Origin of the sequence: Roseomonas alba (assembly GCF_019430885.1) — a bacterium.
Classification (GTDB): domain Bacteria; phylum Pseudomonadota; class Alphaproteobacteria; order Acetobacterales; family Acetobacteraceae; genus Neoroseomonas; species Neoroseomonas alba.
Genome location: NZ_JAHYBZ010000002.1, coordinates 529,428 through 551,231, shown reverse-complemented (window position 1 = coordinate 551,231; position 21,804 = coordinate 529,428). Strand labels below are relative to the sequence as shown.

The window sequence follows — 21,804 nt, the reverse complement described above, 5'->3', positions numbered from 1 at the left end:
CTGTCCCTTGTGAGGTCACATGACGGAAACCATCCGCGGCGAACTGCTCCCGGTGCTCCCCCTGCGGGACATCGTGGTGTTCCCGCACATGATCGTCCCCCTCTTCGTCGGGCGTGAGAAATCCGTCCGCGCGCTCGAGGCGGTGATGAAGGACGACAAGCAGATCCTGCTGGTCGCCCAGAAGAATGCCGCGCAGGATGACCCCGGCGCCGACGACCTGTATCAGGTCGGCACGGTGTCGACCGTCCTGCAGCTGCTCAAGCTGCCCGACGGCACGGTGAAGGTTCTGGTCGAGGGCGCGCGCCGCGCGAAGATCGCCGCCTTCAAGGAGACGTCGCACTACTTCTCCGCCTTCGCCGAGCCGGTCGAGGAGACCACGGCCGAGCCGCGCGAGGCCGAAGCCTTGGCGCGCACGGTCGTCTCCCAGTTCGAGCAGTACATCAAGCTCAACAAGAAGATCGCCCCCGAGGTGCTGGTCTCGATCAACCAGATCGAGGAGCCGGCCAAGCTCGCCGATACGGTCGCCTCGCATCTGGGGCTCAAGATCCCCGAGAAGCAGGAGCTGCTGGAGACGCCGTCCGTGACGGCGCGGCTGGAGCGCGTCTTCGCCCACATGGAGGGCGAGATCGGCGTGCTGCAGGTGGAAAAGCGCATCCGTAACCGCGTGAAGCGGCAGATGGAGAAGACGCAGCGCGAGTACTACCTGAACGAGCAGCTCAAGGCGATCCAGAAGGAGCTGGGCGAAGGCGAGGACGGCAAGGACGAGGCCGCCGAGCTCGAGGCCAAGATCAAGGCCACCAAGCTGTCGAAGGAAGCGCGCGAGAAGGCCATGCAGGAGCTGAAGAAGCTCCGCACCATGAGCCCGATGAGCGCCGAGGCGACGGTGGTGCGCAACTACCTCGACTGGATGCTGTCGATCCCCTGGAAGAAGCGCTCCAAGGTCCGCAACGACATCGTCGAGGCGGAGAAGGTGCTCGACGCCGACCATTTCGGCCTGGAGAAGGTGAAGGAGCGGATCATCGAGTATCTGGCGGTGCAGTCGCGCTCGCCGAAGATCCGCGGGCCGATCCTGTGCCTGGTGGGACCGCCGGGCGTGGGCAAGACCTCGCTGGGCAAGTCGATCGCGAAGGCGACGGGGCGCAACTTCGTGCGCATGTCGCTCGGCGGCGTGCGGGACGAGGCCGAGGTGCGCGGCCATCGCCGGACCTATATCGGCTCCATGCCCGGCAAGGTGATCCAGGGCATGAAGAAGGCGAAGACCTCGAACCCGCTCTTCCTGCTGGACGAGATCGACAAGCTCGGCGCCGATTGGCGCGGGGACCCGTCGAGCGCGCTGCTGGAGGTGCTGGACCCCGAGCAGAACTCGACCTTCGCCGACCACTACCTTGAGGTCGATTACGACCTGTCGGACGTGATGTTCGTGACGACCGCCAACAGCCTGCGCATGCCGCAGCCGCTGCTGGACCGCATGGAGATCATTCGCATCCCCGGCTACACCGAGGATGAGAAGGTCGAGATCGCGAAGCGCCACCTGATGAAGAAGGTGGCCGAGGCGAATGGGCTGAAGGACGGCGAGTGGTCGGTGACCGACACCGCGCTGCGCGACCTGATCCGCTACTACACGCGCGAGGCCGGCGTCCGGAACCTCGAGCGCGAGATCGCGGGGCTGGCGCGCAAGGCGGTGAAGGAGATCGTCTCCAAGCAGTCGAAGAAGGTCGCGATCACGCCGAAGAACCTCGAGAAGTTCGCCGGCGTGCGGAAGTTCCGCTACGGCGAGACCGAGGCCGAGGACATGGTCGGCGTGGTTACCGGCCTGGCCTGGACCGAGGTCGGCGGCGAGATCCTGACCATCGAATCGGTGATGCTGCCCGGCAAGGGGTCAGTGAAGACCACCGGCAAGCTTGGCGACGTCATGCAGGAGAGCGTCTCGGCGGCGATGTCCTATGTGCGCAGCCGCGCGACGAGCTTCGGCCTGAAGCCGACCATGTTCGAGAAGCGCGACATCCATGTGCACGTGCCGGAAGGTGCGACTCCGAAGGATGGACCGTCCGCGGGCATCGCCATGGCGACCTCGATCGTCTCGGTGCTCACGGGCATCCCGGTGCGGCGAGACATCGCCATGACGGGCGAGATCACGCTGCGCGGGCGGGTGCTGCCGATCGGCGGGCTGAAGGAGAAGCTGCTGGCCGCGCTGCGGGCGGGGCTGAACACCGTCTTCATCCCGAAGGACAACGAGAAGGACCTCGCCGAGATCCCGGACAATGTGAAGAAGGGGCTGGAGATCATCCCCGTCTCGCATGTCGATGAGGTGATCGGCCGGGCGCTGGTGAAGAAGCCCGAGCCCATCACCTGGGCGGAGCCGGAGGAAACCCCGGCGCCGCGGGCCGGGGAGGGCGGTGCGACGGGGGCGGTGCTACCTCACTGAACCGCGATTCGCGCGTAGATTAACGGCCTGAAAGCCCCGGCAGAGCACCGCTTTGCCGGGGTTTTCTGTGGAAAACCCAGGCTATCGTTGCATTCCTGCCGCATGATGCGCCGCAAATGGCGGTTTTCCGCCGCGAATCGGGTGGTCTGTCGTTGACGCTACGAAACCCGCGCTCCTAGTCTCCGCGCCGACCCGGTTGGCCGACTCGCCGACCCGTCATCCGCACCAACGGAGGGGATACCCAGTGAACAAGCAGGACCTCATCACCGCCGTCGCCGAGGCGGCCGATCTCCCGAAGGCGAAGGCCGGCGACGTCGTCGACGCCGTGTTCGAGGCGATTCAGAAGTCGCTGAAGAAGAAGCAGGAAGTTCGCCTGGTGGGCTTCGGCACCTTCTCGACGTCCAAGCGCAAGGCCGGCAAGGGCCGCAATCCGCGCACCGGCGAGGAGATCAAGATCCCCGCCTCGACGACCGTTCGCTTCAAGGCCGGCAAGGGCCTGAAGGACGCCGTGAACTGATCCTGCCGAATTTCGGCAGCATCCCCGGGGGCCGGTCCGCAAGGACCGGCCTTTCGTGTTATGGGGGATTCGCTCTGGGCGCTTAGCTCAGCGGTAGAGCGCCTGTCTTACACACAGGATGTCGGCGGTTCGAACCCGTCAGCGCCCATTCATTCCCGCCCCCCTAGGGGGGCGGGAATGAATCCCCCGGAGTGGTAGAGAAGCGACCCGTGACGCACCGCGTCGCGCCGCGGCCCAACCCCCCCCCCGCGATATCCCTTTCCACGCGCCAACGGGGCAGGGCGTATATGCTTCCTGACGCACGGCCACGGCGTTCGAGGCAGTCCTCGAACCCCTGTCGCCCCATCTCTCCACAACAATCTCCATCCCTCTGCGGAATCACCGCATTCACCCGCTTGACTGCCCCCCGCCCAGCCCGTATTCCCCCGCACCTGTCGAGGCCACGCGGGTGTAGCTCAGTTGGTTAGAGCGCCGGCCTGTCACGCCGGAGGTCGCGGGTTCGAGCCCCGTCACTCGCGCCACGACAGTGAACGAAAGCGGCGTCCAGGAAGCCCCTGGACGCCGCTTTCGTTTTTGGTGCGCTGCAAGCCAGTTGCGAGCCATTCGCACTTGAATTCATTGTGCTTCACCCTATGGCGAAGCCATCGCAGCGGGGGTAATGTCGCGCCGCGCTGCGCTGCGGCATTACGCCGATGCGCGGCGCGACTCATGCCCGATCGGGCAGCACATCCGAGGTGCCCATGACGCAGTTGGCGTTGGCCGATTATTTCCCGATCCTCGTTTTCCTGGGGATCGCGGGCGGCATCGCCGCCGCCATGGTGGGGGGCGCCTTTCTCGCGGCGCGCCAGAAGCCCTATGCGGAAAAGCTGTCGACCTACGAATGCGGCTTCGCGCCGTTCGAGGACACGCGCCACCGCTTCGACGTCCGCTTCTACCTCGTCGCCATCCTCTTCATCATCTTCGACCTGGAAGTGGCCTTCCTGTTTCCCTGGGCGGTGTCGCTGGGCGGCATCGGCTGGCTCGGCTTCGGCTCGATGATGGGCTTCCTCTTCGTGCTGACAGTCGGCTTCGTCTATGAGTGGCGCAAAGGCGCCCTGGATTGGGAGTGACGCTTCCATGAGCGGCACCAGCAATGACATCGCCTGGAACAGCCAGGCGCTCGCACCCGGCGCGGCACAGGATGCGGTGATCGGCCAGGTGACCGACGAGATCACCGAGAAGGGATTCGTCGTCGCCAACATCGACAAGGTGGTGAACTGGGCGCGCACCGGCTCGCTGTGGCCGATGACTTTCGGCTTGGCCTGCTGCGCGGTGCCGATGATCCACGCCTATATGGCGCGCTACGATCTCGACCGCTTCGGCGTCATCCCGCGCGGGTCGCCACGCCAGTCGGATGTGATGATCGTGGCGGGCACGCTGACCAACAAGATGGCCCCCGCGCTGCGCAAGGTTTACGACCAGATGTCGGAACCGCGCTGGGTCATCTCCATGGGGTCCTGCGCCAATGGCGGGGGCTACTACCACTACTCCTACAGCGTGGTGCGCGGCTGCGACCGGATCGTGCCGGTCGATGTGTACGTGCCGGGCTGCCCGCCGACGGCGGAGGCGCTCGTCTACGGCATCCTGCAGCTGCAGAAGAAGATCCGGCGGACGGGGACCATCCTGCGTGGCTGAGAACGAGATCGCGACGGCCGAAGCACCGGCCGCACCCGAGAACCCGCTGCTCGTCCTGGGCAAGGCGATCGCCGAGGCCGCCGATGGCGCGGTCACCGGCGTCGACCTCGCTCGATTCGGGCAGGAGCTGGTTGTCACCGCGCAGCGCGACTCGCTGGTGACGCTGATGACGCTGCTGCGCGACGATCCGCGTTTCGCCTTCGAGCAGTGCATGGATGTCTGCGCCGTCGATTGGCCGGACAAGGCCGAGCGCTTCGAGGTCGTCTACAACCTGCTCTCCCTGTCGCATAACCACCGCGTGCGCGTCGTGGTCACGACGGATGAAGCGACGCCGGTGCCGTCGGTCGTCGGCGTCTGGCCGGCGGTGACCTGGTTCGAGCGCGAGGCCTGGGACATGGTCGGCGTGGTCTTCGCAGGCCAGCCGGATCTGCGGCGCATCCTCACCGATTACGGGTTCGAGGGGCATCCGCTGCGCAAGGACTTCCCGCTGACCGGCTTCGTCGAGCTGCGCTATGATGAGGAGCTGAAGCGCGTGGCCTATGGCCCCGTCGAACTGAAGCAGGAATTCCGCGATTTCGACTTCATGAGCCCGTGGGAGGCGATGACCTCGCTGCCGGGCGATGAGAAGGTTCATCAGAACCGTCTGGAGGGCCCGGCATGAGCACGCAGCCCCTGCAGATCGGCGAGGCTCCGGCCGAGACGGTCACGCGTACGCTCGAAGGCGACAGCCACACCATCAATTTCGGCCCGCAGCATCCCGCGGCCCATGGCGTGCTGCGCCTGGTGCTGGAGATGAAGGGCGAGGTGGTGGAGCGCGCCGATCCGCATGTCGGCCTGCTGCATCGCGGCACCGAGAAGCTGATCGAGCACAAGACCTATATCCAGGCGCTGCCGTACTTCGACCGCCTGGACTACGTCGCGCCGATGAGCATGGAGCATTCCTTCGCCATCGCGACGGAGCGCTTGCTGGGCATCGAGGTGCCGGAACGCGCGCAGTATATCCGCGTGCTCTTCGCCGAGATCTCGCGCCTGCTGAACCACCTGCTGAACATCACGACCTATGTGATGGATTGCGGCGGCATCACCCCGGCGCTTTGGGGCTTCGAGCAGCGCGAGACGCTGCTTGAGTTCTACGAGCAGGTGTCGGGCAGCCACTACCATGCGAACTACTTCCGTCCCGGCGGCGTGGCGAAGGACCTGCCGGCGGGGATGGAGAAGCACATCGCCGACTGGGCCAACAAGTTCCCGGCCTTCATCGACGACATGGAACGCCTGGTCACCGAGAACCGCATCTTCAAGCAGCGCACGGTCGATATCGGCATCATCTCGCCGGAGCAGGCGATCGAGTGGGGCTTCTCGGGGCCCTGCCTGCGCGCCTCGGGCTGCGGGTGGGATTTGCGCAAGTCGCAGCCCTATGACGTGTACGACCGCATGGAGTTCGAGGTGCCGGTCGGCACGCGCGGCGACTGCTACGACCGCTACCTCGTGCGCGTGCTCGAGATGCGGGAGAGCCTGAAGATCATCCATCAGTGCCTGGCGCAGATGAAGCCCGGCCCGGTGAAGACTCAGGACCACAAGATCACGCCGCCGAAGCGCGGCGAGATGAAGCGCTCGATGGAAGCGCTGATCCATCACTTCAAGCTCTTTACCGAGGGCTATCACGTGCCGGCGGGGTCGACCTACACCGTCACGGAAGCGCCCAAGGGCGAGTTCGGCGTCTATCTGGTGGCGGACGGGTCCAATCGGCCTTATCGCTGCAAGATCCGCTCGCCGGCCTTCGCGCATCTCCAGGCGATGGAGCTGCTGTCCAAGGGGCATATGCTGGCCGACGCCGTGGCGATCATCGGTTCGCTCGACGTGGTGTTCGGGGAGATCGACCGGTGAGCGTTCATCACGAGGAACCGACGAGCTTCGCCTTCGATGCGGAGAGCGAGGCGCAGATCGCGAAGATCGTCGCGCGCTATCCGGAAGGGAAGCAGGCGAGCGCGGTGATCCCGCTGCTCTATGTCGTGCAGAAGCAGATGAAGCGGCAGACCGACAGCGGCTGGGTGCCGCGGATCGGGATGGATGCGGTGGCCGAGCGGCTCGGCATGCCGCCCATCCGCGTCTATGAGGTCGCGACCTTCTACTTCATGTTCAACACCAAGCCGGTGGGCAAGTACCACCTGCAGGTGTGCGGCACGACGCCGTGCTGGCTGCGCGGCTCCGACGAGGTGCTGCGCGCGTGCCAGGACCATGCCGGCGTGAAGCATTACGGTGAGACCAGCGAGGACGGGATGTTCACCATGACCGAGGTGGAATGCCTCGGCGCCTGCGTGAACGCGCCGATCCTGTGCGTGGACGACGATTTCTATGAGGACCTCGACTATGAGCGCACCAAGGCGCTCATCGAGGCCCTGAAGCGCGGCGAGCGTCCGACGCCGGGCAGCACCATCGGGCGGCTGAACAGCGCGCCGGAAGGCGGGCCACTCGTGCTGACGGATATGCCGGGGGCGGGGGAATAAGCGATGGCTCTGTCCGACAAGGATCGCATCTTCACTAACCTCTACGGGGCGCAGCCGTGGAACCTGGAAGCGGCGCGCAAGCGCGGCAACTGGGACGGCACGGCGGGCATCATCGCTAAGGGCCGTGACTGGATCGTCGAGGAGATGAAGCAGTCCGGCCTGCGCGGCCGCGGCGGCGCGGGTTTCCCGACCGGCATGAAGTGGTCCTTCATGCCGAAGCAGTCGGATGGGCGTCCGTCCTACCTGGTGGTGAATTGCGACGAATCCGAGCCTGGCACCTGCAAGGATCGCGACATCGTCCGCCACGATCCGCACACGCTGATCGAGGGCTGCCTGCTGGCGGCCTTCGGCATGGGCGCGCATGCGGCCTACATCTACATCCGCGGCGAGTTCTACAACGAGAGCGTCACGCTGCAGGCCGCGATCGACGAGGCCTATGAGGCGGGGCTGCTCGGCAAGAACGCGGCCGGGTCGGGCTGGGATTTCGACCTGTACCTGCATCGCGGGGCAGGGGCCTATATCTGCGGCGAAGAGACGGCGCTGATCGAGAGCCTCGAAGGCAAGAAGGGCATGCCGCGGCTGAAGCCGCCGTTCCCCGCCGCCGTCGGCCTCTATGGCTGCCCGAGCACGGTGAACAACGTCGAGACGATCGCGGTGGTCCCGACGATCCTGCGCCGCGGCGCGTCGTGGTTCAGCAGCTTCGGCCGGCCGAAGAATTCCGGCACCAAGCTTTTCTGCATCCAGGGCCATGTGAACAAGCCCTGCAATGTGGAGGAGGAGATGAGCATCCCGATGCGGGAGCTCATCGAGCGCCATGCCGGCGGCGTGCGGGGTGGGTGGGATAACCTGCTCTGCGTCATCCCGGGTGGATCGTCCACACCGCTGCTGCCGAAGTCGATCTGCGACGACGTGCTGATGGATTTCGACGCACTGCGCGAGCACAAGTCGGGCCTCGGCACGGCGGCGGTGATCGTGATGGACAAGTCCACCGACATCATCAAGGCGATCGCCCGGCTCGCGGCCTTCTACAAGCATGAGAGCTGCGGCCAGTGCACGCCCTGCCGCGAAGGCATGGGCTGGCAGATGCGCCTGATGAACCGCATGGTCGAGGGCAATGCGGAGATCGAGGAGATCGACCTCCTCGAGAACGTCACGCGACGCATCGAAGGGCATACGATATGTGCCCTCGCCGATGGCGGCGTGTGGCCGGTTCAGGGGCTGATCCGGCATTTCCGCCCCGTGATGGAAGAACGCATCCGGCAGTACAAGGCGCGCACCATGCCGATGGCCGCGGAGTAAGCGCGATGGCAAAGGTCACGGTCGACGGCATCGAAGTGGAGGTCCCGAACGGGGCTTCCGTCTTGCAGGCCTGCGAGGCGGCAGGGAAGGAGATCCCGCGCTTCTGCTACCATGAGCGGCTGTCCGTCGCGGGCAATTGCCGCATGTGCCTGGTCGAGGTGGAGAAGGCGCCGAAGCCGGTCGCGTCCTGCGCCTATCCGGTCAATGACGGCATGAAGGTCTTCACCGACAGCGCCGTGGTCCGCCAGGCCCGGCGCAACGTCATGGAATTCCTGCTGATCAACCATCCGCTCGATTGCCCGATCTGCGATCAGGGCGGCGAGTGCGACCTGCAGGACCAGGCCTATGCCTTCGGCGCCGATGGCTCCCGCTACACGGAAGCCAAGCGGGCGGTGAAGGACAAGAATATCGGCCCACTGGTGAAGACGGTGATGACGCGCTGCATCCAGTGCACGCGCTGCGTCCGCTTCTCGGCCGAAGTCGCCGGCACCGCGGAGTTGGGCGGCACCAATCGCGGCGAGAATCTCGAGATCGGCACCTATGTCGAGAAGGCGCTGACCTCCGAACTGTCGGGCAATTTGATCGACATCTGCCCGGTCGGCGCGCTGACCTCGCGGCCCTATGCCTTCGTCTCGCGGCCCTGGGAGCTGAAGAAGACTGACAGCATCGACGTGCTGGACGCGGTCGGCTGCAACATTCGCGTTGATGCCCGCGGGCCGGAGGTGCTTCGCATCATCCCCCGCGTGAACGAGGCGGTAAATGAGGAGTGGATGGCCGATCGCGGCCGCTTCTCCTTCGATGGGCTGAAGCGGCGGCGGCTCGATCGCCCCTGGGTGCGCAAGGACGGCAAGCTGGTCGCGGCGACCTGGCCCGAGGCGTTCTCGGCTATCGCGGCGAAGCTGTCAGGGCTGTCCGGCGATCGCATCGGTGCGGTCGCCGGCGCGCTGGCGGATGCCGAGAGCACGCTGGCGCTGAAGGATCTGATGGCGGCCTACGGGTCGACAAACCTCGACTGCCGCGACGATTTCGCGACGATCGATGCCTCGCGCCCCGACTTCTACCGCTTCAACACGACCATCGCCGGCATCGATGAGGCGGATGCGCTGCTGATCATCGGCAGCGATGTCCGCCGCGAGGCGCCGGTGCTGAACGCCCGCATCCGCAAGCGCTGGACGCAGGGCAAGTTCAAGGTGGGCTTCGTCGGGCCGCGCGGGGTCGATCTGACCTATCCGGCGACGTATCTCGGCGATGGGCCTGCCGCGATGAGCGCCTTCGCAGAGACGCTGAAGGGCGCTGAGAAGCCGATGATCATCCTGGGCCGCGGCGCGCTGTCGCGGCCGGATGGCGCCGCGGTGCTGGCCGTTTCCTGGGCCCTGGCGGCCGAGGTCGGCGCGCTGAAGCCCGACTGGCACGGCTTCAACCTGCTGCATCTGTTCGGCGGGCAGGTCGGGGCGCTGGAACTCGGCTTCGTGCCGGGGCAGGGCGGCAAGGACCAGGCCGCCATGCTCGGCGGCGGGGTCGACGCGCTGTGGCTGCTGAACGCGGACGGCTTCGATCCGGCGCGCATCGGGGCGGACACCTTCGTGATCTACCAGGGCCATCACGGTGATGCGATGGCGGGCCGGGCGGATGTGATCCTGCCCGGCGCGGCCTACACCGAGAAGGAAGCGACCTGGGTCAATACCGAGGGCCGCGCGCAGCGGGGGCGTCTCGCGGTCTTCCCGCCCGGCGAGGCGAAGGAAGACTGGCGCATCATCCGCGCCTTCAGCGAGGGCGTGGGCAAGACGCTGCCCTATGACGATACCGCGGCGATCCGCGCGGCACTGGCGGCTGCGAGCCCGGTTTTCGGCCGGGTGGGCGAAGTCCAGCGGGCGGGATGCGCCGACATGGCGGGTCCGGCCGGCGGGTCGGTGTCCGGTGTGCCCTTCGTGCTGCCGCTGCCGGTCTATCACCAGGCCGATGTCATCAGCCGGGCCTCGGATGTGATGGCGGAATGTGCCGCAATCTACGGGCCGGCGCCGGCCCTGGCGGCGGAGTGACGTGATGGTCGATTTCTTCTTCAACCATCCGATCGGGATCCTGGTCCTGACCGTGGTGAAGGCGCTGGCGCTGCTGGTGCCGCTGCTGATCGGCGTCGCCTACCTCACCTATGCCGAGCGCAAGGTGATGGCGGCGATGCAGATGCGAAAGGGGCCGAACGTCGTCGGTCCCTTCGGCCTGCTGCAGCCCTTCGCCGACGCGATCAAGATGCTGATGAAGGAAACCATCGTGCCCACGGGCGCGAACAAGGTGCTCTTCATCCTCGCGCCGATGCTGACCTTCACGCTGGCGATGCTGGCCTGGGCGGTCATCCCGGTGAATGACGGCTGGGCGATCGCCGACATCAATGTTGGCATCCTGTATCTCTTCGCGATCAGCTCGCTCGGCGTCTATGGCGTCATCATCGCGGGCTGGGCGTCGAACTCGAAATACGCCTTCCTCGGCGCGCTGCGCTCGGCGGCGCAGATGGTGTCCTACGAAGTCTCGATGGGCTTCGTGATCGTCACCGTCATCCTCTGCGTCGGATCGCAGAACCTGTCGGACATCGTGCGGGCGCAGCAGACGGTGTGGTTCGCCATCCCGCTGTTCCCGATGTTCATCATCTTCTTCATCTCGACGCTGGCCGAGACCAACCGCGCGCCCTTCGACCTGCCGGAAGGCGAGTCCGAGCTCGTGGCGGGCTTCTTCGTCGAATACAGCTCGATGTCCTTCGCGCTGTTCTTCCTCGGCGAATACGCGAACATGATCCTGATGTCGTCGCTGACGACGATCCTGTTCCTGGGCGGCTGGCTGCCGCCGCTCGACATCGCGCCGCTGAACTGGGTGCCGGGGCCGATCTGGTTCGTCCTGAAGATCTGCGTCTGCCTCTTCACCTTCATTTGGGTGCGCGCGACCTTCCCACGCTTCCGCTACGACCAGCTCATGCGGCTGGGGTGGAAGGTGTTCCTGCCGTTCAGCCTGGTGTGGCTCGTGCTGACGGCGCTGGTGCTGAAGCTCGCCGGCTGGCTGCCGGCTTGATGGGGTCCTGATCATGGCCACTCTCGACCGCGTCGCGCGCAGCCTGCTGCTCACCGAGCTCGTCTCGGGGATGGCGCTGACGCTGAAATACTTCTTCAAGAAGAAGGCGACGCTGAACTACCCGTATGAACGCGGCCCGCTGGGCCCGCGCTTCAAGGGTGAGCACGCGCTGCGCCGCTATCCGAACGGCGAGGAACGCTGCATCGCCTGCAAGCTGTGCGAGGCCGTCTGCCCCGCCATGGCCATCACCATCGAGGCCGAGCCGCGTGAGGACGGGTCCCGTCGCACCACGCGCTACGACATCGACATGACGAAGTGCATCTATTGCGGCCTCTGCGAGGAGGCCTGCCCGGTCGATGCGATCGTCGAGGGTCCGAACATGGAATTCGCCGCCGAGACGCGGGCCGAGCTGATCTACACCAAGGAAAAGCTCCTCGATAACGGCGACCGCTGGGAGCCGATGCTCGCCGAGCGGCTGCGCCTCGACGCGCCCTACCGGTGACCGCGCCATGATTGCCGCTCTCACCTTCTACGCCTTCGCCGCCGTGCTGATCGCCTCGGCGGTCATGGTGGTGACCGCCCGGAACCCCGTGCATTCGGTGCTGTTCCTGATCCTGGCCTTCTTCAACGCCGCAGGGCTGTTCCTGCTGGCCGGTGCCGAGTTCCTGGCGATGATCCTGGTCATCGTCTATGTCGGCGCCGTCGCGGTGCTGTTCCTCTTTGTCGTGATGATGCTCGACATCGACTTCACGCAGCTGCGCGAGGGCTTCCAGAAATACGCCCCGCTCGGTGCGGTGGTCGGCGGCATCCTGTTCCTCGAACTGGTCATGGTGCTCGGCACCTGGCGCTTCGCGCCGGAGGCGGCGACGCTGCGGCTGAACGCCACGCCGGCGGATCTCACCAATTCCCGGGCGCTGGGGAATATCCTCTATACGGACAACATCTACCTCTTCCAGGCCTGCGGGCTGATCCTGCTGGTCGCGATGATCGGCGCGATCGTGCTGACGCTGCGCGACCGTCCAGGTACGCGGCGGCAGAACGTCGCCGAGCAGATCGCGCGGTCGGGGTCCGTCTCGCTGCGCAGCATTCCGCTCGGCGTCGGCCTGAAGGAGATCGGCATCGCTCGGCCGCCTTCGCCCGAGGAGGCGAAGCCCAAGGAGGTCGAGCACCACGGCCATGGGGGGCATCACTGAGATGGCCGTCTCTCTCGCACATTTCCTGACCGTCTCCGCCATCCTGCTGGTGCTGGGCGTGTTCGGCATCTTCCTGAACCGGAAGAACGTCATCATCATCCTGATGTCGATCGAGCTCATCCTGCTCGCAGTGAACATCAACATGGTGGCCTTCTCGGCCGCGCTCGGGGACCTGACCGGGCAGGTCTTCACCATGTTCATCCTGACGGTCGCGGCGGCCGAGGCAGCCATCGGCCTCGCCATCCTGGTCATCTACTTCCGCAACCGCGGAACCATCGAGGTCGAGGATATCTCGACCCTGAAGGGCTGAAGCGATGTTCGTCGGCGCCGTCTTCTTCCCGCTGCTGGGTGCCAGCATCGCGGGGCTCTTCGGACGCTGGATCGGCGACAAGGCCGCCCAGCTCGTCACCATCACCTGCATGGTGCTCGCCGCCCTCTGCGGCGTGACGCTGTTCTTCGAAGTCGCCTTCGGGCACGCCCCGCAGACTGTCCAGATCATGAACTTCGTCGATGTCGGCGGGTTCGAGGTGTCCTGGGCGCTGCGTTACGACACGCTGTCCGCGGTCATGGTGGGGATGGTCACCTTCATCTCCACGCTGATCCACATCTACAGCGTCGGCTACATGTCGCACGACCCGAGCCGGGCGCGCTTCTTCAGCTACCTGTCGCTCTTCACCTTCATGATGCTCATGCTGGTGACGGCCGATAACCTGGTGCAGCTCTTCTTCGGCTGGGAAGGGGTCGGTCTCGCCTCCTACCTGCTGATCGGCTTCTGGTACGAGAAGGACAGCGCCTGCAACGCGGCGATGAAGGCCTTCATCGTGAACCGCGTCGGCGACCTGTTCTTCATGCTGGGTCTGGCGCTGACCTTCTGGACCTTCGGCTCCGTCGAATTCGACACCATCTTCGGGTCGATCGAACAGCATCGCGAGGCGACCTTCGCTGGCTTCCCCGCCTATGAGGTCATCGGCGTGCTGCTCTTCCTCGGCGCCTGCGGCAAGTCGGCGCAGCTTGGCCTGCACACCTGGCTGCCGGACGCGATGGAAGGCCCGACGCCGGTCTCAGCGCTGATCCATGCGGCGACGATGGTGACCGCTGGCGTCTTCCTCGTCGCGCGCATGTCGCCGGTCTTCGAATATGCGCCGATCGCACTGGCCATCGTGACGGTGGTGGGGGCGTCGACCGCGCTCTTCGCCGCGACGATCGGCTGCGTGCAGAACGACATTAAGCGGGTCATCGCCTACTCGACCTGCTCGCAGCTCGGCTACATGTTCTTTGCGGCCGGGGTGGGGGCCTATCAGGGCGCGATCTTCCACCTCTTCACCCACGCCTTCTTCAAGGCGTTGCTCTTCCTCGGCGCCGGCTCGGTCATCCACGCGATGTCGGACGAGCAGGATATCCGCAAGATGGGCGGCATCTGGAAGAAGATCCCGGCCACCTACGCGCTGTTCTGGATCGGCTCGCTTGCGCTCGCCGGCGTGCCGCTCTTCGCCGGCTACTACTCGAAGGACTTCATGATCGAGGCCGCCTTCGCCGCGCATGGCTGGACCGGGAAGTATGCCTGGTTCTGCGGCATGGCCGCGGCCTTCCTGACGGCCTTCTACTCCTGGCGCCTAATCATCGTGACCTTCCATGGCGAACCGCGCGCGGATCACCACACCATGGAGCATGTCCACGAAAGCCCGCCGGTGATGGTGCTGCCGCTGGTGGTGCTCGGCCTCGGCGCGACCTTCGCAGGTATGGTCTTCGCGCCCTACTTCATTGGCCATGACTGGCAGGCGTTCTGGAACGGCGCGATCGTGAACGGTCCGGCCAACCACATCATGCACGACGTGCACGAGGTGCCGGAATGGGTTCCGCTGGCGCCGACCGTGGTCGGGTTGTCGGGCATCCTGGTGGCCTACATCATGTACATGTTCGTCCCCTCGATCCCGGGGAAGCTCGCCTCGGCCTTCCGGCCTATCTACCTGTTCCTGCTGAACAAGTGGTACTTCGACGAGCTGTATGACGCGATCTTCGTCCGTCCGGCCCGTGCACTGGCGCGCATGCTCTGGCAGAAGGTCGATGCGGGTGCGATCGATGGGGTGCCGAACGGCGTGGCCTCGCTTGCCGTGGACGTCGCCCAGGGTGCGGTGCGCCTGCAGACCGGGCGCGTCGCCTCCTATGCCTTCACCATGATCGCGGGCCTCGCGGTCTTCGTCTCCCTGCTCGCCTTCGGAGCCGTTCGATGAATGCCGCCGGCTTCCCGCTGCTGACGCTGCTCACCTTCCTGCCGCTGGTGGGCGCGGCCTTCATCCTCACCCAGCGAGGTGAGGAGGAGGTCGTCGCCTCCAATGCGCGCTGGACGGCGCTGTGGACCAGCCTGATCGTCTTCGGCCTGTCGCTGATCCTCTGGTTCAAGTTCGACAAGGCCGATGCCGGCTTCCAGTTCGTCGAGCAACTCGACTGGCTGGCCGAGTTCGGCGTGACCTACCATGTCGGCGTGGACGGCATTTCGGTGCTGTTCATCCTGCTCTCCACCCTACTGACGCCGCTCTGCATCCTCGCCTCCTGGGACTCCATCCGGATGCGGGTACGGGAGTACATGGTCGCCTTCCTGGTGCTCGAGACGATGATGGTGGGCATGTTCTGCGCCCTCGACTTCGTCGTCTTCTACGTCTTCTTCGAAGGCGTGCTGATCCCGATGTTCCTCATCATCGGCGTCTGGGGGCACAGCCGGCGCGTCTATGCCTCCTTCAAGTTCTTCCTCTACACTTTCCTCGGCTCGGTGCTGATGCTCCTGGCCATCCTGCTGCTGTGGTTCCGCGCCGGCACCACCGACATCCCGGCACTGTTCGACCACGCCATCCCGCCCTCGCTGCAGACCTGGATCTTCCTCGCCTTCTTCGCCTCCTTCGCCGTGAAGGTGCCGATGTGGCCGTTCCACACCTGGCTGCCGGATGCCCACGTCGAGGCGCCGACGGCGGGGTCGGTGATCCTGGCGGGCGTGCTGCTGAAGATGGGGGCCTACGGCTTCCTGCGCTTCTCGCTGCCGCTGCTGCCGCAGGCCTCGGCCGATTTCGCGCCCTTCATCTACGTCCTGTCCGTCGTCGCGGTCGTCTACACCTCGCTGGTGGCGCTGGCTCAGGAGAACATGAAGAAGCTGATCGCCTATTCCTCGGTCGCGCATATGGGCATCGTCACCCTCGGCATCTTCACCTTCAACGTGCAGGGGCTGTCGGGGGCGCTGTTCCAGATGCTCTCCCACGGCATCGTCTCGGGCGCGCTCTTCCTCTGCGTCGGCGTGCTCTATGACCGCGTCCATTCGCTTGAGATCGCGCGCTATGGCGGGGTCGCGAAGATCATGCCGGCCTATGCGGTGGTGTTCATGCTGTTCACCATGGCCTCGGTCGCGCTGCCCGGTCTCGCGGGCTTCCCGGGTGAATTGCTGGTGATCGTGGCGGCGTGGAAGGTGAACCCCTGGGTCGCCTTCGGCGCGGCCTTCGGCATGATTCTGGGCGCGGCCTACATGCTCTTCCTCTATCGCCGCGTGGCCTTCGGCAAGCTGACCAAGCAGGACCTAATGGGCCTGCTCGACATGTCGGCGCGGGAGAAGCTGGTCTTCGCCCCGCTCATCATCCTGACCATCTGGATGGGCGTCGCGCCGCAGTCCTTCCTGTCCTTCTTCCAGGCCTCGGTGACCGCGCTGGTGGCGCGGCATGAGGCTGCACTCGGCGCTGCGCGCCTGGCGGGGATGTGATCCGATGAACTGGACCCTCGCGCTGCCGGAACTGGTCCTCGCATTGTCCGGCCTCGCCATCCTCGGGGTGGGCGTGCTGCCCAGCCGCAACACCTATTACGCCTGCTCCATGGCGGCGATCGGGGCTTTCCTGCTCACCGCCGTGCTGGTGCTCGGCGCGCCGGAAGGAACCGGCTTCGGCGGACAGATCGTCTCCGACGCCTTTTCCCGCTTCACACGGCTGCTGATCCTGCTTGGCGCGGCGGCGGGCATCGCCCTGTCGCTCGACTACAATGCGCATGAGAAGCTCGACCGCTTCGAATACCCGGTGCTGCTGGTCTTCGCGACGCTCGGCATGATGGTCATGGTCTCGGCCAACGACCTGATGTCGCTCTATATCGGGCTCGAGCTGCTCTCGCTCAGCCTCTACGTCGTCGCTGCCTTCAACCGGGACAACGAACGGTCCGCCGAGGCCGGCTTGAAGTACTTCGTGCTCGGTGCGCTGGCCTCGGGGCTGCTGCTCTACGGTTCCTCGCTGGTCTATGGCTTCTCGGGTACGACCAATTTCGACCGCATCGCGGATGCGCTGTCCGATCCCGCCAAGGCCTCGGCCGGTGTGGTGGTGGGGCTGGTCTTCGTGATGGCGGGTCTGGCCTTCAAGGTCTCGGCCGTGCCCTTCCACATGTGGACACCGGACGTCTACGAAGGCGCGCCGACGCCGGTGACGGCCTTCTTCGCCGCGGCGCCCAAGGTGGCGGCGATCGCGCTCTTCGCCCGGGTACTGGGCGGGCCCTTCGGGGATCTCGCCGGGCAGTGGCAGCAGGTCATCATCGTCACCTCGCTGCTGTCGATGCTGCTCGGCGCCTTCGCGGCGATCGGGCAGGAGAACATCAAGCGCCTGATGGCCTATTCCTCGATCGGCCATGTCGGCTACGCGCTGGTCGGTCTCGCCTCGGCCTCGGAGGCCGGCATGCGTGGCCTGCTGGTCTACATGGCGATCTACCTGCTGATGAATGTCGGCGCCTTCGCCGTGCTGGTGGCGATGCGCCGGCAGGGCAGGGCGGTGGAGCGCGTCTCCGACCTCGCCGGCGTTGCCAAGACCGATCTCGGCATGGCGGTGTGGATGGCGGTGTTCATGTTCTCCATGGCCGGCGTGCCGCCGCTCGCCGGCTTCTTCGGCAAGCTCTTCGTCTTCAAGGCGGCGATCGATTCCGGCCTGTGGACGCTCGCCATCATCGGCGTGCTGTCCTCGGTGGTGTCGGCCTTCTACTACCTGCGCATCGTGAAGGTGATGTTCTTCGACGAACCCGTCGGCGCGCTCGATGCGCGGTCGGGGGCGACGACCTTCGTCATGACGGCCTCGGGTCTCTTCACCGTGCTGTTCTTCCTCTACCCCGCCCCGCTGGTGGCGGCGGCTCAGGTCGCCGTCGCCGCGATCCTGGGGTGATTCCGCCGGGCTTCCGCCTCCAGATCCATGAGGCGCTGCCCAGCACGCAGGACCCGCTGACTCGGCTCGCCCAGGCGGGTGAGCCGGAAGGGTTGGCCTTCCTCGCCCGGCGGCAGACCGCGGGGCGGGGCACACAGGGGCGGGTGTGGGAAGGCCCGGTGGGCAACCTGCACCTGTCGATCCTGCTGCGGCCGGAGGAGCCCATCCGGCTGGCGCCGCAATGGGGCCTGCTGGCCGGCGTGGCCCTCACCGATGCGCTGCTGCCGCTGCTGCCCGATCCGGCGATGCTCGCGCTGAAATGGCCGAACGACCTGCTGCTCGGCAGCGCCAAGGTGGCCGGCATCCTGACCGAGAGTGCCACCGATGACCGGGGTAGCATCGCCTGGGTCGTCCTCGGAATCGGCGTGAACCTGGCCCGGGCGCCGGAGCTTCCCGGCCGGGCCACGGCGTCGCTCGCCGGCCTCGGCATCGCCCCGCCGGCGCCGGAGGACTTCGCCGCCCGGCTGCTGGTCGCCCTCGATGCCCGCCGCCGGCAGCGGCAGGTTGAGGGCTTCGCCCCGATCCGCGATGCATGGCTGGCGCGCGGCCCGAAGGAGGGCTCGGCGCTTGCCATTCGCCGCCAGGGCGCCGAGATAGCCGGCCATTTCGCAGGCTTGGCCGAGGATGGCAGCCTGCGGGTTGCTGTCGGCGGGCGCGTCCAGACGCTCGCCTCGGGGGAGATCGTCTAGGCCATGCTGCTTGCCGTCGATGCGGGCAATACGAATGTCGTCTTCGCCGTCCATGACGGGAAGGAATGGCGCGGTCGCTGGCGCATTGCCACGCGGGCCGACCGGACATCCGACGAATACGCCGTCTGGCTGCTGGCGCTGTTCCAGCATGTCGGGATCAATGCGAACGACATCACCCGCTGCGTGATCGGCACCGTGGTGCCGGCCGCCCTTTACAATCTGCGCCGGGTCTGCCGCGACTGGTTCGACACCGAACCGCTGATCGCCCGCGCGCCCCTGAATTGGGGCTTCGAGATCAAGGTCGACCAGCCCAACGAGGTCGGTGCGGACCGCCTGCTCAATGCGCTGGCCAGCCACACCCATTACGGCGGCCCGCTGGTGGTGATCGATTTCGGCACGGCGACTACCTTCGACGTGGTGGATCGGGACGGGGCTTATCTCGGCGGCGTCATCGCGCCGGGCATCAACCTGTCGATCGAGGCCCTGCACCAGGCCGCCGCCCGCCTGCCGCGCATCGGCATCGGCCGGCCGCAGGCTGTGATCGGGCGCTCCACCGTCCCCGCCATGCAATCCGGGATCTTTTGGGGCTATGTCGGCCTCATCGAAGGGCTGGTCGCGCGCATCAAGGCCGAGTATGGGGCTCCGCTGAAGGTCATCGCGACCGGCGGCCTCGCGCCTCTGTTTGCCGAGGGCACTCTTGTCATCGAAAAGACCGACCCCGACATCACGCTCGAGGGTCTGCGTCTGCTGGCTGACCGCAATCCCGTCCCCGTCTTTCACCAGGCCGCCCTGCGCGACCCTCTGCGATCGGAATCCGACTGAACACGATGAACGCTCTCTCCGGTGACCTTGCTTTCATCCCGCTGGGCGGGACCGGCGAGATCGGCATGAACCTCAGTGTCTATCGCTGCGACGACGCCCTGCTGGCCGTCGATTGCGGCATCGGCTTCGCCGGGCACGACAATCCGGAAGTGGATGTGATGGTGCCGGACCCGGCCTGGCTCGCGGAACGCCGCGAGCGCCTGGTCGGCTTGGTGATTACCCATGCCCATGAGGACCACATCGGCGCCGTGGTCCACCTGTGGCGCCAGTTCCGCTGCAAGGTCTATGCGACGCCCTTCGCCGCCGCGGTGCTGACGCGCAAATTGACCGAGGCCGGCATGGTGCATGAGGTGCCGCTGGTGGTGACGCAGCCCCGCGCGCGGTTCGCCATCGGCCCCTTCGACTGCGAGTACCTGCCGGTCACCCATTCGATCCCCGAGGCCCAGGCCCTGGTGCTGCGGACCCGCCATGGCGTGGTGCTGCATACGGGCGACTGGAAGCTCGACCCCGATCCGCTGATCGGCCCGCGCACCGATGAGGCCGCCTTCACCGCCCTGGGCGAGGAAGGCGTGCTCGCCATGGTCTGCGATTCCACCAACGCCATGGTGGAGGGCCATTCGGGCAGCGAGGCCGATGTCCGGCGCAACCTCACCGCGCTGATCCGCGGCATGTCCGGGCGGGTCGCCGTGACCGGCTTCGCGTCCAACGTCGCGCGGTTGGAGTCCATCGCGCTCGCCGGCAAGGCCGCCGGGCGGCAGGTCGCCTTGTTCGGCCGGTCCCTGCGCAACATCGAGGCCGCGGCGCGCGACTGCGGCTACCTGAAGTCGGTGCCACCCTTCGTCCCGCAGGAAGAGGCCGGCTACATTCCCGATGACGAGCTGCTGCTGATCTGCACCGGCAGCCAGGGCGAACCGCGCTCGGCCATGGCCAAGATCGCCGAGGACACTCACCCCGACATCGCGCTGGGGGAAGGGGACACGGTCATCTTCTCCTCCCGCCGCATCCCGGGGAACGAGAAGGCGATCCAGCGCATCCAAGACGGTCTGGCGCGCCGCGGCTGCCGCGTGATGACGGATGACGACCACATGGTCCATGTCTCCGGCCATCCGGCGCGCGACGAGCTGAAGCGCCTCTACGCCCTGGTGAAGCCGCGCTTTGCCGTGCCGGTGCATGGCGAATGGCGCCACATGCAGGAACACGGCGCGCTGGCGAAGGAATGTGGCGCGGAACCCTTCCTGATCGAGGATGGCGACGTGCTGCGCCTGTCGGGCAACCGGCCCGAAGTGGTGGAAGGCATCCCGACCGGGCGTCTCGCGGTGGATGGCGACCGGCTTCTGCCGATCGACGGATCCATCATCGCCGCGCGGCGACGCATGCTGTTCAACGGCGTGGCGGTCGCGTCGCTGGCGGTCGATGCGCAGGGCAGGGTGCTCGGTGAGCCGCAGATCTCCGCCCCGGGCCTGTTCGAACTGGGCGACGCCGAACCGGCGATCATCGCGAGCGAGTTCCGCAGGACCATCGCCGAACTGCCCGCCGCGCTGCGGCGCGAGGACGATGCGTTGCGCGAGGCCGCGCGGTCGGCCCTGCGCAAGGCCATCGGACGGCGGCTGCGGAAGCGGCCGATGGTCGAAGTGCATCTGCTGCGGCTGTAGAGCCGTCGGAGGGGGGCCTTGCCCCCTCCGATCCACCCCCACCAAAGGCCGAAAGGCCCTTGGAAACCTCGACCTGGCGCCTGGCGCCCATGGTGGATCGATGTCGAAAGCCGCTCTTGCGCACAACAGGCAGAACCCTGGGCGCCTGGAGGGAGGGAGCCTCACATGACCTGGTTCACCGGTGTCGTCGTCTATCTGCTCATCTGGTGGATGGCGCTCTTCGCCATCCTGCCCTTCGGCACGCGGCCGGATGCGGAGGGCGATCCCGACGCCGGCGGCTGGCGCGGCGCGCCGGTCGCGGCGAATCTGGGGCGCAAGGCGATCGCGACGACCATCCTGGCCGCAGTCATCTGGGTTGGCATCTGGGCCTTGGTGCGCAGCGACTGGTTGTCGTTCCGCAGCGGCGTCTTTTCGCTGCCGGGTCCCTGACCGATTTTTGGGCGTCTGCCTAAAAGGATGCTCCGCTTTGGCGCAGGATGCGGTTCAGAGCCGCTTTTTTCATCCTGCGCTGCGGTATTTTTCGTTGTCGCCAGGGCCTCTGCGGGCCATCCTCATTCTCAGGAAGAGATTGGTTCTCTTCCTGCCGTGTGACTGGCGTTTCCTCCCTAAACTAGGGCCGCGACCTCTGGGGCGCGGCCCTTTCTTTGTCTTAAGGCTCCGCGCGTTCCGACCGCAAGCGGAAAGCAGGAAACTGCATTCAATTCATGTATTTTTCTGTCGCAGGGGCCTTCGCGATCGCAGCATTCTTACGAAAATACCGGCGCTGCC

20 protein-coding genes and 2 tRNA genes are annotated in these 21,804 nt (G+C 66.3%); all 22 read left to right on the top strand.

Translation table 11 applies throughout. The features are described 5' to 3' along the window. The first annotated feature begins 19 nt into the window (after positions 1 to 19). The 22 genes from lon (at position 20) to KPL78_RS06965 (ending at position 21,465) form a co-directional block, all read left to right on the top strand. Entirely contained in the window at positions 20 to 2,425 is a 2,406-nt protein-coding gene (gene lon / locus KPL78_RS07070; RefSeq protein WP_219762201.1) for an endopeptidase La, read from the top strand. 196 nt (positions 2,426 to 2,621) lie between these two features. Continuing rightward, positions 2,622 to 2,942, top strand: a complete 321-nt coding sequence (locus KPL78_RS07065; RefSeq protein ID WP_219762200.1) for an HU family DNA-binding protein — start codon at positions 2,622 to 2,624, stop codon at positions 2,940 to 2,942. A gap of 76 nt (positions 2,943 to 3,018) precedes the next feature. Then, a tRNA-Val gene (locus KPL78_RS07060) sits at positions 3,019 to 3,090 on the top strand. A 296-nt stretch (positions 3,091 to 3,386) separates the two neighbouring features. Further along, positions 3,387 to 3,463 (top strand) — tRNA-Asp (locus KPL78_RS07055). Between the two features lie 219 nt (positions 3,464 to 3,682). Beyond that, positions 3,683 to 4,051, top strand: a complete 369-nt coding sequence (locus tag KPL78_RS07050) for an NADH-quinone oxidoreductase subunit A (protein WP_219762199.1) — start codon at positions 3,683 to 3,685, stop codon at positions 4,049 to 4,051. 7 nt (positions 4,052 to 4,058) lie between these two features. Beyond that, positions 4,059 to 4,616, top strand: coding sequence for a NuoB/complex I 20 kDa subunit family protein (locus KPL78_RS07045; protein ID WP_219762198.1), 558 nt, complete (start codon positions 4,059 to 4,061; stop codon positions 4,614 to 4,616). After that, positions 4,609 to 5,277 (top strand): NADH-quinone oxidoreductase subunit C, encoded by a 669-nt coding sequence (locus KPL78_RS07040; protein WP_369412662.1) that lies wholly within the window; start codon positions 4,609 to 4,611, stop codon positions 5,275 to 5,277. The genes KPL78_RS07045 and KPL78_RS07040 overlap by 8 nt, the downstream gene beginning before the upstream one ends. Then, the gene (locus KPL78_RS07035; RefSeq protein ID WP_219762196.1) at positions 5,274 to 6,500 is read left to right on the top strand and encodes an NADH-quinone oxidoreductase subunit D; all 1,227 of its coding nucleotides are present in this window, start codon (positions 5,274 to 5,276) and stop codon (positions 6,498 to 6,500) included. Before KPL78_RS07040 ends, KPL78_RS07035 begins: the two co-directional genes overlap by 4 nt. Continuing rightward, positions 6,497 to 7,120, top strand: a complete 624-nt coding sequence (locus KPL78_RS07030; RefSeq protein ID WP_219762195.1) for a complex I 24 kDa subunit family protein — start codon at positions 6,497 to 6,499, stop codon at positions 7,118 to 7,120. The genes KPL78_RS07035 and KPL78_RS07030 overlap by 4 nt, the downstream gene beginning before the upstream one ends. 3 nt (positions 7,121 to 7,123) lie before the next feature. Then, positions 7,124 to 8,419: an NADH-quinone oxidoreductase subunit NuoF gene (gene nuoF / locus KPL78_RS07025; RefSeq protein WP_219762194.1), complete on the top strand. Its 1,296-nt coding sequence runs from the start codon at positions 7,124 to 7,126 to the stop codon at positions 8,417 to 8,419. 5 nt (positions 8,420 to 8,424) lie between these two features. Next, complete coding sequence (gene nuoG, locus KPL78_RS07020; RefSeq protein ID WP_219762193.1) at positions 8,425 to 10,458, top strand: NADH-quinone oxidoreductase subunit NuoG; 2,034 nt, start codon at positions 8,425 to 8,427, stop codon at positions 10,456 to 10,458. A 4-nt stretch (positions 10,459 to 10,462) separates the two neighbouring features. Then, positions 10,463 to 11,476 carry an NADH-quinone oxidoreductase subunit NuoH gene (nuoH, locus tag KPL78_RS07015; RefSeq protein ID WP_219762192.1) on the top strand — a complete coding sequence of 338 codons (1,014 nt, stop codon included), beginning with the start codon at positions 10,463 to 10,465 and terminating at the stop codon, positions 11,474 to 11,476. A gap of 13 nt (positions 11,477 to 11,489) precedes the next feature. Further along, on the top strand, positions 11,490 to 11,978 hold the full coding sequence (gene nuoI / locus KPL78_RS07010; RefSeq protein WP_219762191.1) for an NADH-quinone oxidoreductase subunit NuoI: 489 nt from the start codon (positions 11,490 to 11,492) through the stop codon (positions 11,976 to 11,978). A 7-nt stretch (positions 11,979 to 11,985) separates the two neighbouring features. Further along, on the top strand, positions 11,986 to 12,669 hold the full coding sequence (locus tag KPL78_RS07005) for an NADH-quinone oxidoreductase subunit J (protein ID WP_219762190.1): 684 nt from the start codon (positions 11,986 to 11,988) through the stop codon (positions 12,667 to 12,669). Beyond that, entirely contained in the window at positions 12,653 to 12,979 is a 327-nt protein-coding gene (gene nuoK, locus KPL78_RS07000; RefSeq protein WP_408904479.1) for an NADH-quinone oxidoreductase subunit NuoK, read from the top strand. Before KPL78_RS07005 ends, nuoK begins: the two co-directional genes overlap by 17 nt. A 4-nt stretch (positions 12,980 to 12,983) precedes the next feature. Next, positions 12,984 to 14,900 (top strand): NADH-quinone oxidoreductase subunit L, encoded by a 1,917-nt coding sequence (gene nuoL, locus KPL78_RS06995; RefSeq protein ID WP_219762189.1) that lies wholly within the window; start codon positions 12,984 to 12,986, stop codon positions 14,898 to 14,900. Then, on the top strand, positions 14,897 to 16,408 hold the full coding sequence (locus KPL78_RS06990) for an NADH-quinone oxidoreductase subunit M (protein WP_219762188.1): 1,512 nt from the start codon (positions 14,897 to 14,899) through the stop codon (positions 16,406 to 16,408). The genes nuoL and KPL78_RS06990 overlap by 4 nt, the downstream gene beginning before the upstream one ends. 4 nt (positions 16,409 to 16,412) lie before the next feature. Then, positions 16,413 to 17,834: an NADH-quinone oxidoreductase subunit NuoN gene (gene nuoN / locus KPL78_RS06985; RefSeq protein WP_219762187.1), complete on the top strand. Its 1,422-nt coding sequence runs from the start codon at positions 16,413 to 16,415 to the stop codon at positions 17,832 to 17,834. Then, positions 17,831 to 18,562 (top strand): biotin--[acetyl-CoA-carboxylase] ligase, encoded by a 732-nt coding sequence (locus KPL78_RS06980; protein WP_219762186.1) that lies wholly within the window; start codon positions 17,831 to 17,833, stop codon positions 18,560 to 18,562. Before nuoN ends, KPL78_RS06980 begins: the two co-directional genes overlap by 4 nt. 3 nt (positions 18,563 to 18,565) lie before the next feature. Then, complete coding sequence (locus KPL78_RS06975; protein WP_219762185.1) at positions 18,566 to 19,384, top strand: type III pantothenate kinase; 819 nt, start codon at positions 18,566 to 18,568, stop codon at positions 19,382 to 19,384. A gap of 5 nt (positions 19,385 to 19,389) precedes the next feature. Then, positions 19,390 to 21,036: a ribonuclease J gene (locus KPL78_RS06970; protein ID WP_219762184.1), complete on the top strand. Its 1,647-nt coding sequence runs from the start codon at positions 19,390 to 19,392 to the stop codon at positions 21,034 to 21,036. A 165-nt stretch (positions 21,037 to 21,201) separates the two neighbouring features. Next, entirely contained in the window at positions 21,202 to 21,465 is a 264-nt protein-coding gene (locus KPL78_RS06965; protein WP_219762183.1) for a DUF1467 family protein, read from the top strand. Positions 21,466 to 21,804 lie beyond the last annotated feature (339 nt).

Coding starts and splice junctions, on each gene's coding strand:
- lon (WP_219762201.1), top strand. CDS start 20: ATGACGGAAACCATCCGCGGCGAACTGCTCCCGGTGCTCCCCCTGCGG.
- KPL78_RS07050 (WP_219762199.1), top strand. CDS start 3,683: ATGACGCAGTTGGCGTTGGCCGATTATTTCCCGATCCTCGTTTTCCTG.
- KPL78_RS07045 (WP_219762198.1), top strand. CDS start 4,059: ATGAGCGGCACCAGCAATGACATCGCCTGGAACAGCCAGGCGCTCGCA.
- KPL78_RS07035 (WP_219762196.1), top strand. CDS start 5,274: ATGAGCACGCAGCCCCTGCAGATCGGCGAGGCTCCGGCCGAGACGGTC.
- nuoF (WP_219762194.1), top strand. CDS start 7,124: ATGGCTCTGTCCGACAAGGATCGCATCTTCACTAACCTCTACGGGGCG.
- nuoG (WP_219762193.1), top strand. CDS start 8,425: ATGGCAAAGGTCACGGTCGACGGCATCGAAGTGGAGGTCCCGAACGGG.
- nuoH (WP_219762192.1), top strand. CDS start 10,463: ATGGTCGATTTCTTCTTCAACCATCCGATCGGGATCCTGGTCCTGACC.
- nuoI (WP_219762191.1), top strand. CDS start 11,490: ATGGCCACTCTCGACCGCGTCGCGCGCAGCCTGCTGCTCACCGAGCTC.
- KPL78_RS07005 (WP_219762190.1), top strand. CDS start 11,986: ATGATTGCCGCTCTCACCTTCTACGCCTTCGCCGCCGTGCTGATCGCC.
- nuoK (WP_408904479.1), top strand. CDS start 12,653: ATGGGGGGCATCACTGAGATGGCCGTCTCTCTCGCACATTTCCTGACC.
- nuoL (WP_219762189.1), top strand. CDS start 12,984: ATGTTCGTCGGCGCCGTCTTCTTCCCGCTGCTGGGTGCCAGCATCGCG.
- KPL78_RS06990 (WP_219762188.1), top strand. CDS start 14,897: ATGAATGCCGCCGGCTTCCCGCTGCTGACGCTGCTCACCTTCCTGCCG.
- nuoN (WP_219762187.1), top strand. CDS start 16,413: ATGAACTGGACCCTCGCGCTGCCGGAACTGGTCCTCGCATTGTCCGGC.
- KPL78_RS06975 (WP_219762185.1), top strand. CDS start 18,566: ATGCTGCTTGCCGTCGATGCGGGCAATACGAATGTCGTCTTCGCCGTC.
- KPL78_RS06970 (WP_219762184.1), top strand. CDS start 19,390: ATGAACGCTCTCTCCGGTGACCTTGCTTTCATCCCGCTGGGCGGGACC.
- KPL78_RS06965 (WP_219762183.1), top strand. CDS start 21,202: ATGACCTGGTTCACCGGTGTCGTCGTCTATCTGCTCATCTGGTGGATG.